This window comes from Vibrio sp. B1FIG11, from assembly GCF_905175335.1.
GTDB lineage: Bacteria > Pseudomonadota > Gammaproteobacteria > Enterobacterales > Vibrionaceae > Vibrio > Vibrio campbellii.
The window spans coordinates 963,538-979,485 of sequence record NZ_HG992752.1; the positions used below are offsets into that span (position 1 = coordinate 963,538).

General features: G+C 38.8%; 12 protein-coding genes. 6 read left to right on the forward strand and 6 right to left on the reverse strand.

The genetic code is table 11. The features are described from left to right. Positions 1 to 14: 14 nt before the first annotated feature. Together KHO06_RS21205 and KHO06_RS21210 are read right to left on the reverse strand one after the other, a co-directional pair. Positions 15 to 761, reverse strand: coding sequence for a C13 family peptidase (locus KHO06_RS21205; RefSeq protein WP_212583348.1), 747 nt, complete (start codon positions 759 to 761; stop codon positions 15 to 17). 121 nt (positions 762 to 882) lie between these two features. After that, entirely contained in the window at positions 883 to 1,311 is a 429-nt protein-coding gene (locus KHO06_RS21210) for a hypothetical protein (RefSeq protein ID WP_212583349.1), read from the reverse strand. A gap of 709 nt (positions 1,312 to 2,020) precedes the next feature. Here KHO06_RS21210 and KHO06_RS21215 point away from each other — a divergent pair. From KHO06_RS21215 to KHO06_RS21225, 3 genes are all read left to right on the forward strand, one after another. Next, a complete protein-coding gene (locus tag KHO06_RS21215) occupies positions 2,021 to 2,815 on the forward strand; it encodes a hypothetical protein (protein WP_081233271.1) in 795 nt (264 codons plus the stop codon). Between the two features lie 403 nt (positions 2,816 to 3,218). Continuing rightward, the gene (locus tag KHO06_RS21220; protein WP_081233270.1) at positions 3,219 to 4,457 is read left to right on the forward strand and encodes an AAA family ATPase; all 1,239 of its coding nucleotides are present in this window, start codon (positions 3,219 to 3,221) and stop codon (positions 4,455 to 4,457) included. Continuing rightward, entirely contained in the window at positions 4,457 to 5,038 is a 582-nt protein-coding gene (locus KHO06_RS21225) for an HNH endonuclease signature motif containing protein (protein WP_017040201.1), read from the forward strand. The genes KHO06_RS21220 and KHO06_RS21225 overlap by 1 nt, the downstream gene beginning before the upstream one ends. Before the next feature lie 585 nt (positions 5,039 to 5,623). On the opposite strand, the gene KHO06_RS21230 is transcribed toward KHO06_RS21225, so the two are convergent. Both KHO06_RS21230 and KHO06_RS26630 read right to left on the reverse strand, forming a co-directional pair. After that, entirely contained in the window at positions 5,624 to 6,097 is a 474-nt protein-coding gene (locus KHO06_RS21230) for a hypothetical protein (protein ID WP_244858456.1), read from the reverse strand. Between the two features lie 1,116 nt (positions 6,098 to 7,213). After that, positions 7,214 to 7,606, reverse strand: coding sequence for a hypothetical protein (locus KHO06_RS26630; RefSeq protein WP_244858457.1), 393 nt, complete (start codon positions 7,604 to 7,606; stop codon positions 7,214 to 7,216). Between the two features lie 379 nt (positions 7,607 to 7,985). On the opposite strand from KHO06_RS26630, the gene KHO06_RS21245 reads away from it, so the two are divergent. The 3 genes from KHO06_RS21245 to KHO06_RS26640 all read left to right on the forward strand — a co-directional run bounded on the left by KHO06_RS21245 (position 7,986) and on the right by KHO06_RS26640 (position 13,722). Then, positions 7,986 to 8,441, forward strand: a complete 456-nt coding sequence (locus KHO06_RS21245) for a GNAT family N-acetyltransferase (protein ID WP_081233268.1) — start codon at positions 7,986 to 7,988, stop codon at positions 8,439 to 8,441. Between the two features lie 603 nt (positions 8,442 to 9,044). Then, on the forward strand, positions 9,045 to 10,895 hold the full coding sequence (locus KHO06_RS26635; RefSeq protein ID WP_244858458.1) for an ATP-binding protein: 1,851 nt from the start codon (positions 9,045 to 9,047) through the stop codon (positions 10,893 to 10,895). Positions 10,896 to 11,103: 208 nt separating this feature from the next. Then, complete coding sequence (locus KHO06_RS26640) at positions 11,104 to 13,722, forward strand: hypothetical protein (RefSeq protein WP_244858459.1); 2,619 nt, start codon at positions 11,104 to 11,106, stop codon at positions 13,720 to 13,722. A gap of 140 nt (positions 13,723 to 13,862) precedes the next feature. Here the strand turns inward: KHO06_RS26640 and KHO06_RS21255 are convergent, their stop codons facing one another. Both KHO06_RS21255 and KHO06_RS21260 read right to left on the reverse strand, forming a co-directional pair. After that, on the reverse strand, positions 13,863 to 14,042 hold the full coding sequence (locus KHO06_RS21255) for a hypothetical protein (RefSeq protein ID WP_212583350.1): 180 nt from the start codon (positions 14,040 to 14,042) through the stop codon (positions 13,863 to 13,865). Then, positions 14,039 to 15,907: a patatin-like phospholipase family protein gene (locus KHO06_RS21260; protein WP_212583351.1), complete on the reverse strand. Its 1,869-nt coding sequence runs from the start codon at positions 15,905 to 15,907 to the stop codon at positions 14,039 to 14,041. The genes KHO06_RS21255 and KHO06_RS21260 overlap by 4 nt, the downstream gene beginning before the upstream one ends. Positions 15,908 to 15,948: the final 41 nt, after the last annotated feature.

The following is a 15,948-nucleotide window of genomic DNA, read 5'->3' on the forward strand; positions in this document are numbered from 1 at the left end:
CCAAACATCCACACTTACTCATTTTCTAGTGTGGTTTGTTTCGCGGAGACTCCGATTACCGGTGAATCAAATCGCAAGGTATGGTTAACGGCATACTGGTGATGAACCTTTGGCTCACTGAGCGGTGCACTAGCCAAGGATGTCATCCAGTAGTGAAGAAAAGGGGTAAAGTGCTCGTCTCCTGCGGACTCTTTATCCGCCTCACACGCCGCAGAAAACAACGTTGTGGTGGCGGTTGAATGGGTCATAACAGAATCTTGAAAGCCGCCACTGTAACATTGCCCCATAACAACAACGAGTGAATGATAAGAAGGTAACTGGCCAAGCAAGTGACCGAACAGCTCTGCGCCAATTGCCGGATGCTTTAACGCACAGCTCAATTCAGATTCCGCACTAGGTTCTTCCACTTCTTCTGACAAATGCAATTCTCTGCGAGAGCCATGTCCAGAAGTCATCACATACAACATATCTTCACTTGAGAGCATGAGCCCAAGTTTAGAGAACGTCTGCTTGAGTGTTTGCGGCGTCGCCTCACCACGAATATCAATGGTTAGCCTAGTATTGTCCTGATAATACAGCGGAGCAGAGTGAAGGTACTTGAAATCCATGAGATCAAAATGCATCGCCCCGTTGTAATAGAGGACGAATATGTTCTGCGGAGGGATATTACATTCATTAGTTAGCGTTCGATAACAGCGCTCTAAATCGTTCAAGTGACGCAGCTCAGAACGCCCTGCAACTAACAAAGCATATTTTTTCATGATTTACTCCTACGGCAAAAGCCCCACATCCAAGGTGGGGCGTCATTGAATTAAGAACTCAATGGTTCGCTACAACAGAACCTTTTTAGCCACTGAAATCGCAGCTTGTCCAAGTGGTGAGTTAATCGCGTTTCCCACCGTTTTCACCACCGTATACTGAATAGCCCACCGTCGTTTCATCGCCTTTGTTAACGAACGAAAACGTTTCTGAATCTGACACATGATCAGGCTCTATGACGGTTACCGAAGCGTTGTCTTCAGCAATCTCGAACGTGTCGCCCAAATTGATGTTACGTGAAGTCGTCGCATCAATACGTGTACCGGATATCAGTGACGATTTGGTAATGAAGCCGATGAGTTTCTGATGCAGTTCGATACGGTTTTGTTCAAACAGATCGTCATGAGAGATCTTAGCCACCACCGAATTAGTCAGGCTGTCGGGATTATTAGATGCCGTGCCTTGCATGATGATCAAGTTGAGTTTTTGCTTTTGAACTCTTTTAAGAGTATCGCTGCACAGGTTAACCACTAAATGTTTACTAACTGACATTGTATTTCCTTATTAGGTTGTTGGTTCACCTTTAAATTAGGACAACAATTACGACGAGGTTTATATTTGCGTAAATAAATACAAATTAATTTATGAAATAGAGCAGCTCGAATTGTGAAGTGGATAAACAAAGCAAGTACGTCAGCAAGGCCTACCAAATCAAGAAGTACTCGAGTTCATGGTGGAAGAGCGCTTAACCACAAGCAAGCTAACCAGTCTTACTTAGTTCCGCGGTACGCCTTTTAAAACGTGAGGTTTGAGGTTTGTGGGGATGCATCAATTCAGACTCACAAACCGAACCACTGCACACGGTGTCTCAGTTGGGTCATTCCAGCGAGGATAAGCGAGACTAGGAATCTACTTGCCACGCGTCAGGTTCTTACATAAAAGAGCAAATATTTAGGAAGTCATTGAAATGATGTCAAGTAAGAATTCATAGAGAAGACGAATAAAAATATCTATGCAATCAATTAAATATCATTTTTGAAAATATAAGAACTTATTTGTATGCTGTGCGGAATATTGTGACTGGTGACTTAGCAAACTCACTAGTGGGGCTTGTCCTAGTGACTCATTTTGCCCCATTTCGTGTCAGTAACGTTCAACCTCACAAATCACAGTGGGAGGTTTGACCTACTTTTTCTTATCTATGTAATGTCTAGTAAACTGGGGCATTACCAGTTCGAAGTTTCTAATAAGGTAAGTACGAATGATAGATCGTATTGATCGGCTGATTTCTAATGTCATGTTTCGGGCTTTGCTTTTTTTAATTCTAATAGCCTACGTATATTTCATGATTTTTGAGCCATTATTATTTCCACTCAATGGAGAAATAGGTCACTGGCAAAACCTCTTAAACACTTGGGAGGTATGGCAATCCTTCAATGCAGCGGTTATTGCTTTCGTAGCCGCCTTGTTCGCTATCTATGCAACTCGACAGACCGAGTTACGGAAGGAAAGAAGGAAACGAAACATAGCCAAACTGAGACTGAATGGCGCGATTGAAGTGATACAAAACCAATTGTTAAATTACGCCAGTCAACTTCGCATTAGTATTAAAGATTGCACAAAATCATCGCCATTTGACACATCTCTCATATCTGAACAAATTCAGACTATAGATTTTTTTCTAGAACATGCCCAACAGGAAGATGCTTTAGCGACAGAGCACCTAGAAATTTTAATCCAAGCCATTCTTTACATTAGAAGTAGGAGCATCATGGCCTCCCACTTAGTTGAATGTGATGACGATTATGGTGAAAGCCTTGATGATGATGGTTGGGTGAATATTCTTGATGATGTAAAACCAAACCTTAGAATGTCTATTCTTCGTACAGTAAGATTAACCGCAGCACTAGAGCAATTCTCAATACGTAACGAACCATACAGCATGGAGCATTTCAAAGCGTGGAGTAAACGAGGACTCTTGTATACCTCAGAACTAGATTTGTTTGATGAAGGTGTAACTATCTTTGCGATCAAAAATGGTGAAGTTGGGGATTAATTGGAACAAAAATAGGAGGAGCCCTATCTTTTCCATATCTAAACTAATGCTTCATTCTTCGGTTTCGGAAATGCCTACGCATTTTTGTCCAGAACCTTCACAGTCGGCACTTCGTAACTCGGAAGTGCCCCTTTTCTTGCTAGCGAAAGCTAACGGCCCACATCTCATCCCGAGAATTTTCGATAGATTTTCTAATACCAATCGTGAGGTGTGTAGGAAATACCCACACTTTGTCGTATTTTCTCGTTCGTGATTTTGGAATGTATGATTATACTCTATTCAAAACATGCGCTTATGCTAAGTCCAAGCGTCCAGCGGATGCGAAAAAAATCCTAAAGTGGGGTGTCTAATTCCCCCTCTTTGGGAGCTAATAAATTGTTATACTGCATGAATAAGGAATCGTATGTATATCAAGAAAATATGTTTAAACGAATGGCAACAATTTCAAGAAGTTGATATCGAATTTCATGATCGAGTAACGATATTGACTGGCGGTAATGGTAGTGGAAAAACAACCATTCTAAATATTTTAGCTAAGCACTGTGGCTGGAATAGCGTTTCATTAGCTACACCTAAAACAGAATCTAGTACAGGAATAGTTAAATATTTCTTTCGATTTTTTTCAGGCGTAGATAAAGGGAGCAATAACTCTATTGGAAGAATTATATACTCTAACAATGTGAATTCTCCATTAGTAGTGAACAACGGCAATTCAGCGCAATATCATGTCCAGATTCAGCAACAACAAAACCTTCATTCTTTTTATATACCTTCGCATAGACCTATATTTAAATACCAACAAGTAGGAAGTATTCCAACCACCAAGAAAAATAAGCAAAATGCCTTTCAAGAAGTTTCTCAAAGTAATATGCAAAGATATCAGGGGAATGGAGGGCAATCTAGTAGCTTTTTTATGAAAAATACCCTGATAGGCTGGGTAATTCAAGGCTATGGCGTTCATAACGCCCACAAGGCAATCATGCCATCAGATGACGAACAAATACAAAATTTTGAAGGATTTCAAAATGTTTTAAGAAAAATACTACCTGCAAGTATCGGGTTCGAAGAAATCGAAATTCGAAACATGGAGGTGGTTTTTGTTTGTAACGGAGGTAATGATGAGTTTGTATTGGAAACAGCTTCTGGTGGTATTAGCGCCTTAATAGATATAGCTTGGCAAATCTACATGTTTTCAACTAAAGAAAAGTCTGACTTTACAGTGATTATTGATGAAGTTGAAAACCATTTACACCCGATAATGCAAAGAAAAGTCTTGCCTGATCTAGTAAATGCTTTTCCGAATGCGAGATTTATTGTTTCAACTCATAGCCCTTTAGTTGTTGGTTCTGTTAAAGACTCCGCAGTATATGCGTTAAAGCATAATTCGGCTGGCAAAGTTGATTCACATCAACTTGATTTACATCACCAAGCAAAGAATGCTATTGAAGTGCTTGATGAAATTTTAGGCGTGTCTTTCACAATGCCTATATGGGTGGAAGATAAACTAAATTCGATTAATAAAAAATATGAGTCTTGTTCTGCTGACCCACAGGTATTTACGTTAATGCGTCAAGATTTGGCTGAGATCGGTCTTGAAAAGTTACTCCCTCAAGCTATTGAAAAATTCATGGAGGGAAAATAGTGATTAGATTATTTCGCCCAAACTGCCCAAACCCAGCCGCCCTTGCAGCGAGCAACTACAAGCATCCTGTTAATAAGGCTGCGTTAAAGGACGCAAACAATGATAAATGTATGTATTGTGAGTGCAAAATTTCTCATATCGATTTTGCGCATGTGGAGCACATCAAACCAAAAGCCGAAGACAAATACCCTGAACTAATGTTTGCTTGGGAAAACCTTGGATACGCATGTCCAAAATGTAACAACTCAAAATCAGATAAATATCATGAAGATACTCCCTATATAAACCCATATGATGAAGACCCTGAACAGCATCTCGTAGCTTATGGAACCTACTTATTCTCAAAGAACGGGAGTGAACGAGGAGATTTGACAATAAATGACCTGAACCTTAACAGGCCGGAGCTTCTAGAAAAGAGACAGGTTAAAATTGAAGAGATCAAACGTACTATTGATGCTTGTTTTAGAACATCTTCTAAAGCTTTACGTGAAGCAGCACTAGCCGAGCTTCAAAAAGAAGCTGAAGCAGATAAAGAGCTGTCATTGTTCGTTAAATCATATATGTTGCTAAATGCAGCATAACACATATGAGCCTTTCTCCTGTCAATAGGCAATCTACTTCGTTTTCCCCAAACTAAAGTTATCCGAAGAGATCGCATTGGAGCAAAAGGTCTAACAGGGTTTTGTCCAAAATTGAGTTACAAAAATCTTACCCAAAAACAAAAAGGCGAACCAATTGGTTCGCCTTTGTTTATTTAGATTCTACAAAAATTAATCTTCGTAGTTATCGATGCTTGGGCATGAGCAGATTAGGTTACGGTCGCCGTATACGTTATCCACGCGGTTTACTGTTGGCCAGTACTTCCAAGATTTGGTTGATTTTGAAGGGAAGCCAAGCCTTAGCTATTAAGTTCGGCTTTTCGCCTCCTAGCTAAATTGGATTAATGATGCCGTTTTTATCTGTACTCCAGTCGACCATAGCATTATTTTTACCAACCATTCTACTTATGCTGCTGATAAAATGACTCTCATCTGTATTGGTATTATGGCTATAAATCAAGCCATAGAACTCATGATTAAAAGCGTCGAGAGTTTTCATGCCATCGTCATTTGAGAAGATGAAAGTACCACCTAAGTACACTTGGTAGGATTTGACCTCTTGAGTATTTACTTCTTGTTCATTTGATTCTGGTAGTTTAATGAAATTTGTTTCTTTTTGTGCGTTAGCAATATTTTTTTATTCAACTTAAAAGTGTTTTTGTTCTGATTAATGAAAGGAGCATAAAACTGTATGTCTTTAACTGTGCTAATCTTAATGCTATCACTCTGTTTTTTAACAGATAAAGTCCCTGATATATCTGCAATAGTCAAACCCTCGTTATGATTGCCTTTGTCGATAACTTCACAAGAATTATCGATTTCGCCAACTTGAATTTGTTTTGCACAATCTAAAGCACTTTCGGTGATAACTAAAAAAGTATCGTAGTTAACTTGTGCGTATTGCTTTTTAACATCAGTTGTTAAATTTCCCAGGTCAAGTGGGGAAACTTTATCGGGACTTCCACCACCGTTATTACCATCACTACCGCCACAGCCCATTAATATTGAAGAAACGAGTACAGAGATGCATAAATTTTTCATGTGAAACCTTATTTGAAGTGAGTGAAATGTCATGCAAAGAGAAACATTCTATTTATTAATCATACCGTCACAAAGTTTTAGGAAATTTTCATAGATGACGAGCTTGTAAATGTGTCATTGCTTTAGGTTGTGTGTATTCTATTATTTTTTATTGGAATGATATATAAACGTAATTTAGTATAATCCATAACTGAGGTTTATGGATTATCAGTTTTTAAACTCAATTTAGGCCGTAAATGGGGTTAGGGCACGAGAGCACTTTGCTTAATTTATAACTCAAAGATTACTTGCGACTGGATGTGCCTTTGTCGCAGGGATGACAAAGACACATATATAGGCTTTATTAGAAGATACGCTTGAGTACGGGCGTTTTGCAGATAAGATAGCCAATCGCAAAAGAGCCGATCACAGATGGGATCGCAATGACCACAAAGTTGATTAAGGGGATTTGGGTCATAAAAGACTTATAAAAGTCTGCTGCAAAACCCATAGGAATATTCTGCACCACGTAAGCAGCAAAAGCCGTTCGGATGCGTTGCGTTTGGTGTTTAAGGTGGTATGCAGGAGCTTCGGTATTGAGTTGCTCACACCTTAATAGGGCGTTATATTAAAGAGAGCATTTTAAAAAATTGTAAAACTGTTTATTGTTCTCAAGAATTCTATGCTCTGTTCAAAAAGTACAGCCTGATTGGTATTATTTGGTATGCCGAGCTGGAATTTGTAATAATACCCTTGTGAAATATTTTGAATATTAAAAATTTTATATTTTTTGTTGTGTTCGTGAATTTGGTAGATCCCATTTCCATACTTGTGATTTATAAGAAGCGCACTCACATTAAAATCATCTATTGTATTTATCTCAGCTACGTTAGATTCGTCAAATGGCTTACATGACTTACACTCCGATTTTATTATTATTAGAGTCGATGAACTTTTATTAAACACCCATTCGTAATTTACTTCACTAGTACCAAACTTTTCGAATGAGTATTCACCCCAATATTCTATATTATTGAAACTTATACCATTGTTATGTAATGGGCTACTTAAGGACGTAGATGATAATAAAATGAGTAAGATCGCAATAAATAGCCTTTGCATTTGTCTTTCCTTAGGTCAATCGGTTACTACCAAAAAACCATAGCTTGTCAGTTTATACTGAGTGCTATCAGATTTGTTGGGATTCTGATTGTTTGTGTATGTAAGTAGCTTTTTGGAACTCTCAGTTCTGATCATTTTCTGGATCTTAGCCCACACATGTTTACCGTCTATGTATGATTGACCAGGCGAAGGCTTTGTCATAATACAACCATGACTCCCTGTATCGTCATGGTAGCCAAACTGTATACCATCACGCCACTTGCCATCATGTAAAAACTGATCGTTTATATTATTATCAACTAAAAATAGACCAAAATAAGATCCGAAACCGCTTGGGTTCTCTGTAATTACCCAGTTACCTTTAGGTAGATGCTTGTAACTATCCCAACCACCAGATGTTGCCTGCATAATGACTTTTTCGCTGCTAGCACCAAGTATAATTTTTTCTACAATAAGCTGACGTTTTTTGATTGAAAACGTTATTTTAAACTCATGGTCACCTATTTTTTATGTGTATGTTAGTTTCTAATCATTGTTAGAAGAACAAAACCACAATAGTTATGCGATAGCCTAGAGCCAGTTCTCATTTAAAATGCAACTTATTGTTTAATTGGGCTAGTTTAGTTAGGTAACTGCTTTAATATAACAAAGCATTTAAGAGTGATTCTCCACGCTTGGCATTTTTGGTTTGGGTTGAGTTCAGTGTTTACGGTGGCCCGTTTGAGTGTGGTACAGTTGGCAGCAAGTTAAGCGGGCGTTAGCAGTCAAAAGTAATAAGGAACTATAGATGGAATTAAAGTATCGTTCAGCTGATTTTGAAGATTTGGAAAGTCTTGTTGCTTTGCTTTCAAATGATCCGCTTGGTAGTAAAAGAGAAGACGCGTCTGTTCCGCTGAATAGTGCGTATATTGAAGCGTTTGAAGCGATTACACGAGACCCAAACAACGAATTACTGGTTGTTGAACAGGAAAACTCTCTAGTCGGGATGCTTCAAATTACTTTTATTCCCTACCTGACACATATTGGTAGTTGGCGTTGTCTTATCGAAGGTGTTCGAATCCATAGTGACTACCGTGGACAAGGCTTCGGTGAGCAAATGTTCGCACATGCTATCGAACTGGCAAAAAGCAAAGGCTGTACAATCGTTCAGTTAACAAGTGACAAGCAGCGTCCTGATGCAATCAGGTTCTATGAAAAGCTTGGATTCAAAGCAACACATGAAGGGTTTAAACTCGCGTTATAGGCTGTCTGCTAATAATCTGTTTAGAAGTGATCCGCAACGTGTAGTATTTTTGCTATACGTGCTGCTGATCTGATCAAGTGATGCTGGACAATCACATAACGAATTTATCGATACTTTTACTAATTCAAGCTTTGTTAAAGTAGCAATCTTGCTAAAACGGAATTGTCCATAAACAAGTTTTAAAAGTCTTGTGCCAAAACAAAAAGGCGAACCAACTGGTTCGCCTTTGTCTATTTAGATTCTACTGATCACAGATAACTAAGATGGAAACTTGCCAGCTTTCTAAATCAACGAGCTGGAATACTCTTTAACGATAACCGAGTTGGAAACTCCAGTGCTTCAAAGCTAATGAAGGCAGCAAGTTTGGTTAACTAAGTTGGAAACTCTCTCTTCATAAAACCCTCTCTTTAGAGTAATTACTCAGTTCGTAAAACCCGAACCGTACTTTGCGAACCGCATTTTACGAACTGCCAATTCTTACTAAACAAGCGAATTAAATCGTAATCTGTCTCGTTATTGTCAAAGAGAATAGAAGAACAATTGTAAAAAGTAGAGTTACGCCGTATCTTATTGATGTATAAGCTTATATTGAGAACGGACGATATGGCATTAGAAGCAGGTGGGTATGCAGAAAAGCTTGGTAACAGGTACGAGGCTAACTGGATTGCGTATCAGTTATTACGGCTGTTACAAGAAAAGATAAGTTATGTGACTGTAGAGCCTATTGGGGATGATGAAGTCGGAGTTGACTTGGTAATAGGCAATAATGATGGCTCATACGAACACCATCAATGCAAAGCAAGCTCTGGCAATAGCGAGTACTGGCATTTATCTAAACTCCACAGCACCAACATTTTAAAAAATGCTAGTTTCCAAATAGATAGAGGTGCTACAGAGTTTCACTTGGTTTCACCACTTTCGAGTCGGATAATTAGCGATTTATGTGAAAGTGCGTTGAACAGCAATACAATGCCGTTTGACTTCCTCGAATATCAAGTAAAACAAAGCAAAGAACGGGAAAAGTGCTTCAGCTCAGTATGTGAATACCTTGGCTTATGTGTTGAATCAGAAGAAGATGTTGGCAAAGCTATGCTGTTTTTGCAGCGTTTTAAGATTATCCGTTATGATCTGAATAAGCATAACCTGAGCGAATTAGAAGATAGGGCTTCTTCTTTGTTCAGTGGTAGCAGTACCAAGTTAGTCCAGTTCCTTAAATATTATCCAGTCGAATACAATAAGCTACGCAATAAGATTACTGCGAATCATCTACTACATGATCTGAAAAAAGCTGGATTTGTTGCTAGGGGGATTCCCGAAGATGAACGAATACTTTCAGTTATTGAGAACCTATCCAAAGAGTTTGATGAATCAATTCAGCCATTCTTAATATGCAATCAGCTTATTAATCGGAAGGAGTTGGACTACATCATCGAATCGTTAGTAGAAAACCCCGTGACTCTACTCAGAGCAGAAGCTGGAGTTGGTAAAAGTTCATTACTCCTCGAACTTCATAATTATCTTCGTGAGATAGGGGCAATCAGCGTGCCAGTGAGGCTTGATCGACGTAATCCAGAAAGTAACCTAGATGCATATGGGAGAGCGTTGGGTTTCCCTTACTCGCCACCTTTCAGTTTAAGTGCGTTATCAAACCATAGCAAAGTAGTGATTATATTAGATCAACTTGATGCTATCCGATGGACTGGAGCCCACTCGAATGTAGCTTTGCACATATGCCAGGAGTTAGTTAGGCAAACAATTGCTCTACGTAAAGAGGGGGCTGACATATCAATCGTCTTGGCTTCGAGGGATTTCGAGCTAAATGAAGATATCGCCTTATCAAGTTGGCTAGATAATATTTCGGAATCACTACATGAAGTTACCTTATCTTTATTAGATGAAGAAAAAGTAGATGCGCTTGTATCGCCATTTGAGAAGTACTCGCTGCTTCCTTCTGTCAAGAAAGAGATTCTTAAGATACCGTTATGGCTTGGGATATACCTAACTATTGCACATCGAACACAGACCGCCCCTAGTTTTAATAACAAATTAGAGCTGGTTAAGAATTTTTGGGACGATCGATTAAGTCAAATAAATGCCCATCATTTATCAGTGGAAGAAGCTGAACAGCTTATTGATAAGCTAGTGGGCGTAATGATGAAACAGGGCTCTTTGTCTGTACCCTTAACCTCTCTTCCTATTGGTTCACGATGGGCCTTAGAAGTCTTACTGTCAGTAGGAGTGTTAACTAAGCAGGAGCAACGCATAAGTTTTAGACACCAGGCACTATATGATTATCAAGTCGGTTCAAAGCTATATCGAGCAGGGAGTGAATCTTCAGAAAAGCTGTTATCTGAGCTTGGAGGGTTTGACAACCAAACTCTAAATAAGAGGGAGCACCTCAGGTACGCGTTGAATATGTTGTTAGACGCTAACCAAAAAAAACTACTGCTCTAGTATTGAAGCCGTTTTACTTAACGAGAAGGTTCGCTTTCACCTGAAATTCCTGGCTCTGAACTCGCTAAAAGACTTAAAAGTCGTTAAAGCTCCCGCTAGAAAGCTAATCGATAAGTTAGCTAAAGATCCTGAGTTAAATCGGAAGTTTATCTCGACGAGTTGCTTCAAAAATCCAGAGATAATTGAATACCTTATTGAGAGCCGAATTTTGGGGAGTTGGCTGAATAGTTCTGATGAAAAGTTAGTTGATGCTTCCATTAACCTACTGAGTTCCATTTCAGAGCTTAAACCAGACTTAGTGCTAGCAACGCTACGCCCATATGTTGATGTATCAGATAATTGGAATCAAGGAGTCTACCGCAGTCTATGTTGGAACATTGAAGATGATTCTGACGATATGTTCGAGTTAAGAGTAGAACTTCTTCAAAAAAACTGTTCAGCAAATTATATAGATTGGCGCACTCTGTCTAGGAAAGACCCTAAACGTGCTTTGTCATTAGTTGAGGTTCTCTTGGATCATTACAAAGATGTCATCTGTAAATCCAATTATTCAGAAGAAATTAGAGAACATCAAAAGCTGACGCAAAGTGACAATTGGTCTCCAGCAGATTTAGAAGATATTTTGGCTATCGCGGAACATATTCCAGAAGAGGTTATAGGTCGTTTACTTCGGAAGATAACTGATATAGCGGAATCACAAGATGGTTACAAAGAGGTTTTCATATGGCTTCATAAGGATCAAGCTGATGATTATGAGCCAGATAATAACATTACATCTGGTATTTTTAAGCTGATAGAAGAGGCGGGAGAAAACCTAGAAGCGGATTCTGAAACATTATACGAACTAGTTAAGCCGTATCTTACTACAGGAAACCCTGTCACTGTACATTTGGTCGCTAGGTTGTTGCTGAATCTGTCTAAAGCATACTCCGACATAGTAATTGATTGGATACTGAGTAGTCCGAAGTCGCACTTATCGTGCGGCAACACATACCTTGAGCCAGTTTGGCTATTGCCTGGTAAGCTAGTCTCTAAGTTTTCAACGTCCTGTTCTGACGAACATTTTTCAAGACTTGAAGAGTCTATTATTCACTTTAAAAGTGAAATGGAGATAGAACAAATCAAGTGGATATTGGAGACAAGACGAAGAGGCTCAAGCTATAGCTATTGGGGCAGTGCACAATATTTTTTGTTACCTAAACTTGATGAAAATCGAATCTCTACTGCCACAGAACAGTTGATTAAGGTGCTCAATAGAAAGTTTGTCAATTATTCAACTTTTGATTTTTGTTCAAGGTATGAGATTACTGGAGGTGTGGTTACTTCACCTTTGCCTATTGGAAACAAATTGTCTAATGGGTCTTGGTCGAAGCTAATTCTAACACCTGAACAGCAGTCTGTTGGTAGAAATTGGAAGCAAGTAGGTAAAGAAGTAATTTCTGAGTCGACGATAGAACAGTTCTCTCGGACTTTAGAAGGTGCTGTTTGTAATGAGCCAGATAGATTCGCTAATTTTGCTTTGTCACTACCAAAAGATATAGACACTCGATATATCAGCGCGTTTTTTCGAGGTTTAGCTGATTGTAGTAAAGAGAAAGCTCATGAAGATTACAAAGATGGCTGGTCTCCCTGTAGTGATTTCTTGTTAGAGAGAGTGATTGAACATTTCCCTCATAGTGAGAGTGAACGTGCTTTAGTTAGATTGCTCGATAGTAAGTCGTTATCTTTGGAAACTAAAGCTTTTCACTTATTGTCCAATTCTGCTCGTTATGCCAAAGACCCTAAATTAAACAAACTAAATGTTTGGAATCCTGAAAAAGGTCGTTCAGTCGAGGTTGCATCAGCAAAATCTCTGAGGGATAACTCAATCAATTGCGTACGTGGGCAAGCGTACATAGCGATAGCTAGGATTTTTTCCAAAAACGAACTGCTTGCAAACCAAAATAGAGATGTGGTTCATCAAGCGATTGTTGATGAGCACCCAGCGGTTAAGATGGCGGCTTTAGAATTACTTATGCCCTATCTAAATTACGATACTTCGTTTGCTCATAGTAAGTTTATTGAATTATGTACTGATGATGTTCGAATAAGTGGGGGGTATGGTGCAAACCACTTTTTCAATCAAGGCTTCGAGAGTGACTATGTTAATGAATACATAGAGCTTGTTCTTCGTATGCTTAACTCTCAGTATGCAGATATTAGGAAAGAAGCAGCTAGACAGATCTATGCTCGATGGTTTTTCAATGACTTATTTGAAAAAGAGTTAGCACTTGTTCTTAAAGGAGGTAAAGAGTTGAGGAGTGGCTGTGCTTCAGTACTTTCCCAATTCTTAAGAGAGGATAAGTACCATGATCGAATTGGCAAAATTGAGTCATCATACATAATGTTGTTAAACGATGAGGACAGAGATATTTTGCAACAGGTGGGTAGATGCGTTCAATATGATAGCTACTGGGAAAAGCATAATTCGACGGTTTTGTTTAATGAGTTTGTTAAGTCGAAAGCTGCAAGGTACTGTATCTACGATTTATTTAGGAAGTTGGAAAGTTTTCCAGGAATGCTTGTCGACATGAGTGATTCTTTGTTAGCACTAGTCAAAAACATCGTTGAAGTGGATAAGCATGATGAGCTTTTTAAGCATCGACACATGCACATCCGCGAATCTTCTCTCCTGAGCGTGTTGCAACGTCTTTATGACGAAGCATCAGAAGATGAAGACGATGAGGCAATCAGTACTTGTTTGGATATCTGGGATGAGTTGTTGAATTCAGAAATTTACACAGCTATAAGCGCAGTAAAAGAGCTTGATAATGGACTCTTGTCTTAGTCTATCAAACAACTAGTTTGCTTTATATATCGTTCGGGAGGTAGAAGGCGACCCCTATTGCGTTTACCTATTAAAGTCAGTAACAAAAAACCGAGCTAGGCTCGGTTTTACAGGGGCATATCGACGTAGAAACTGGTTAGCTACTTCTTTTCAGTTTTTTTATCATTTGTTTCTATCCGCTCAATACTAGGATTATGTTTTAGCTCTTCTTCGAACCAAGAGAACACCTCTTCAAATGTGACGCTCATCTTTTTTAGATGCTTGTGGTGATCTTTTTTGTATGCTGATCCTGAAGTTTGCTTGGTTGCTAGTGTTGTCATGCTAACTTCTCCTCTTCAACTGAAACTTGTGCAGATAAACGGCTGATAGCTTTCGAGGCGATGTAAGAAAACATGGATAGTACGTATTCATTCCAATGAGATTCAAAAATCTGATTCAACTCTTTATTTTCTTCATCGTATAAAAAATAATCATTGAAGTCAATTGCTAGAACTGCTCTAGCTTTGATGCCACGAATTCTTGTTTCCTCAAAATCAATATTGTGCAGCGATGGAACTTCTCCAGTATTTTCATCGCATTCAATAACACCCTTCTCTAATAGCTCATCAATGCTAAATATAGGTATTGTAACTATAACCTTCAAGCCTTCTTTTACAAGTGCTTTACGATTTGAGCACATTTCGATAGCTTTTCGTTTGCTAGCGTTAAGGTGCCTTTCGCTCGGGATTTTGATGTAGCGATGCTCAGGTAAGTATATAATTGGAAGCCCTTCTTCGAGGCAGATACCTGATGCCCCTTCAAGTTTATCAAACTCTAGGTGTCTATCAAGGTCGTTATCCATGTTGAAATTATAAATGATTTTACTGATATCAAGTTGTTGATCTATTGTTGCAATTAGACAAGCTCGTCTTTCTTCAATAGTTCCCAACTTTTCTTTTGAAAGTTCGTTAGTGGCGACTTTAGTTAGGAAATATTCATAAGCCTTTATAAAAGATAGACTTATGTCCTCTAACCACGATTCTGCATCACCTTCAGGAAACAACGAATAGTTGTTAATTAATGTATGTCGAGTTTGGTGATAAGAGCTCTCATAGAGTCTCTTGACTTTATCAGCGTCCATGTCAAATGACAGAGTTCCAACTTTACCAGTATCTATTCGGACAAGATTGAGTCCTTTTACACTGATATTCTCGATCGCACTGGCGCCCCACAAAGCGGTAACAGCGAGGTTTTTAAAGTATGAAATTGAGTTATCTACATCTCTGCGAACTTTTATTGATGGGGATAGCTTAATACCTATAGTATGTTTTAAATCATCTAACAGTGTATGTTTACGGTAGCTCCAAGCAGGAAAATTACTTAGCATTCCGCCGTCTACAAATTGGTAAACTTGCTCATTTATTGTGATTTTCTTGCATTTGAACACTAAAGGGATGCATATACTAGCGATAATTCCATCAACTATTGGCAGGTCTTTCGTCATTGCATTCTCATGAGAGAATACAGTTATTTCTCTGGTACCTATATCCGATGATATTAACTTTAGGTCGAACTTAGTCAGGTGGTATAGTTTAGAAAAAGTAACGTCTTCTACATTTGTGATACCAGCTCGCTCTATGGCAGGGGAGCTCTTAATCATATCCTCTAACCAAGCTTCTATCCCTTTCGTATTGACTAACCCAAACCCCCAGAATAAAAAGGTAAATGGGATGATGGTTGGTGTAAGAAGTATACCAGCCGACGTTACCGTAACCGATGATAAAACGGCCCTAGATAACACCTTAATTCGTGGGAGGCGCTTAAGCTTTTTTGAGAGATTTAGTAATGTTAATGAAACGACAAAAGTTATAGCTACCGCTGCGAAAAATGTCCATGGGACGAAGGACAGTACAGTTAAGTAGGCTATTAGAAAAAGCAAAATTGCTTTAAATATTAGTGCGAGGCAATTACGTTTTCTAGGAAATACGATTCTTAGGAGATTGTGTGGTAGCTTCCCTTCTCCTGTTTCAGGGTTATACAAATCATCAGCTTTATAGCCCAATGCAATAAGGGTTGATATAATTGCACCTGCGGAAGTCCCAGCGACTTTGTTTATAGTTAAACCATAATCTTCTATGGCTTTTAAAGCTCCAATGTGGGCAATACCTTTTGTTCCACCTCCCTCAAATACCGCATTGCAACGCATAAAGATGTACTATCCTTCTTGGCTTATGAATTGCGGTGAAT

Bases quoted from the DNA above. Each gene is read 5' to 3' on its own strand.
- KHO06_RS21205 (WP_212583348.1), bottom strand. From the start codon at position 761: ATGAAAAAATATGCTTTGTTAGTTGCAGGGCGTTCTGAGCTGCGTCAC.
- KHO06_RS21210 (WP_212583349.1), bottom strand. From the start codon at position 1,311: ATGTCAGTTAGTAAACATTTAGTGGTTAACCTGTGCAGCGATACTCTT.
- KHO06_RS21215 (WP_081233271.1), top strand. From the start codon at position 2,021: ATGATAGATCGTATTGATCGGCTGATTTCTAATGTCATGTTTCGGGCT.
- KHO06_RS21220 (WP_081233270.1), top strand. From the start codon at position 3,219: ATGTATATCAAGAAAATATGTTTAAACGAATGGCAACAATTTCAAGAA.
- KHO06_RS21230 (WP_244858456.1), bottom strand. From the start codon at position 6,097: ATGAAAAATTTATGCATCTCTGTACTCGTTTCTTCAATATTAATGGGC.
- KHO06_RS26630 (WP_244858457.1), bottom strand. From the start codon at position 7,606: ATGCAGGCAACATCTGGTGGTTGGGATAGTTACAAGCATCTACCTAAA.
- KHO06_RS21245 (WP_081233268.1), top strand. From the start codon at position 7,986: ATGGAATTAAAGTATCGTTCAGCTGATTTTGAAGATTTGGAAAGTCTT.
- KHO06_RS26635 (WP_244858458.1), top strand. From the start codon at position 9,045: ATGGCATTAGAAGCAGGTGGGTATGCAGAAAAGCTTGGTAACAGGTAC.
- KHO06_RS21255 (WP_212583350.1), bottom strand. From the start codon at position 14,042: ATGACAACACTAGCAACCAAGCAAACTTCAGGATCAGCATACAAAAAA.
- KHO06_RS21260 (WP_212583351.1), bottom strand. From the start codon at position 15,907: ATGCGTTGCAATGCGGTATTTGAGGGAGGTGGAACAAAAGGTATTGCC.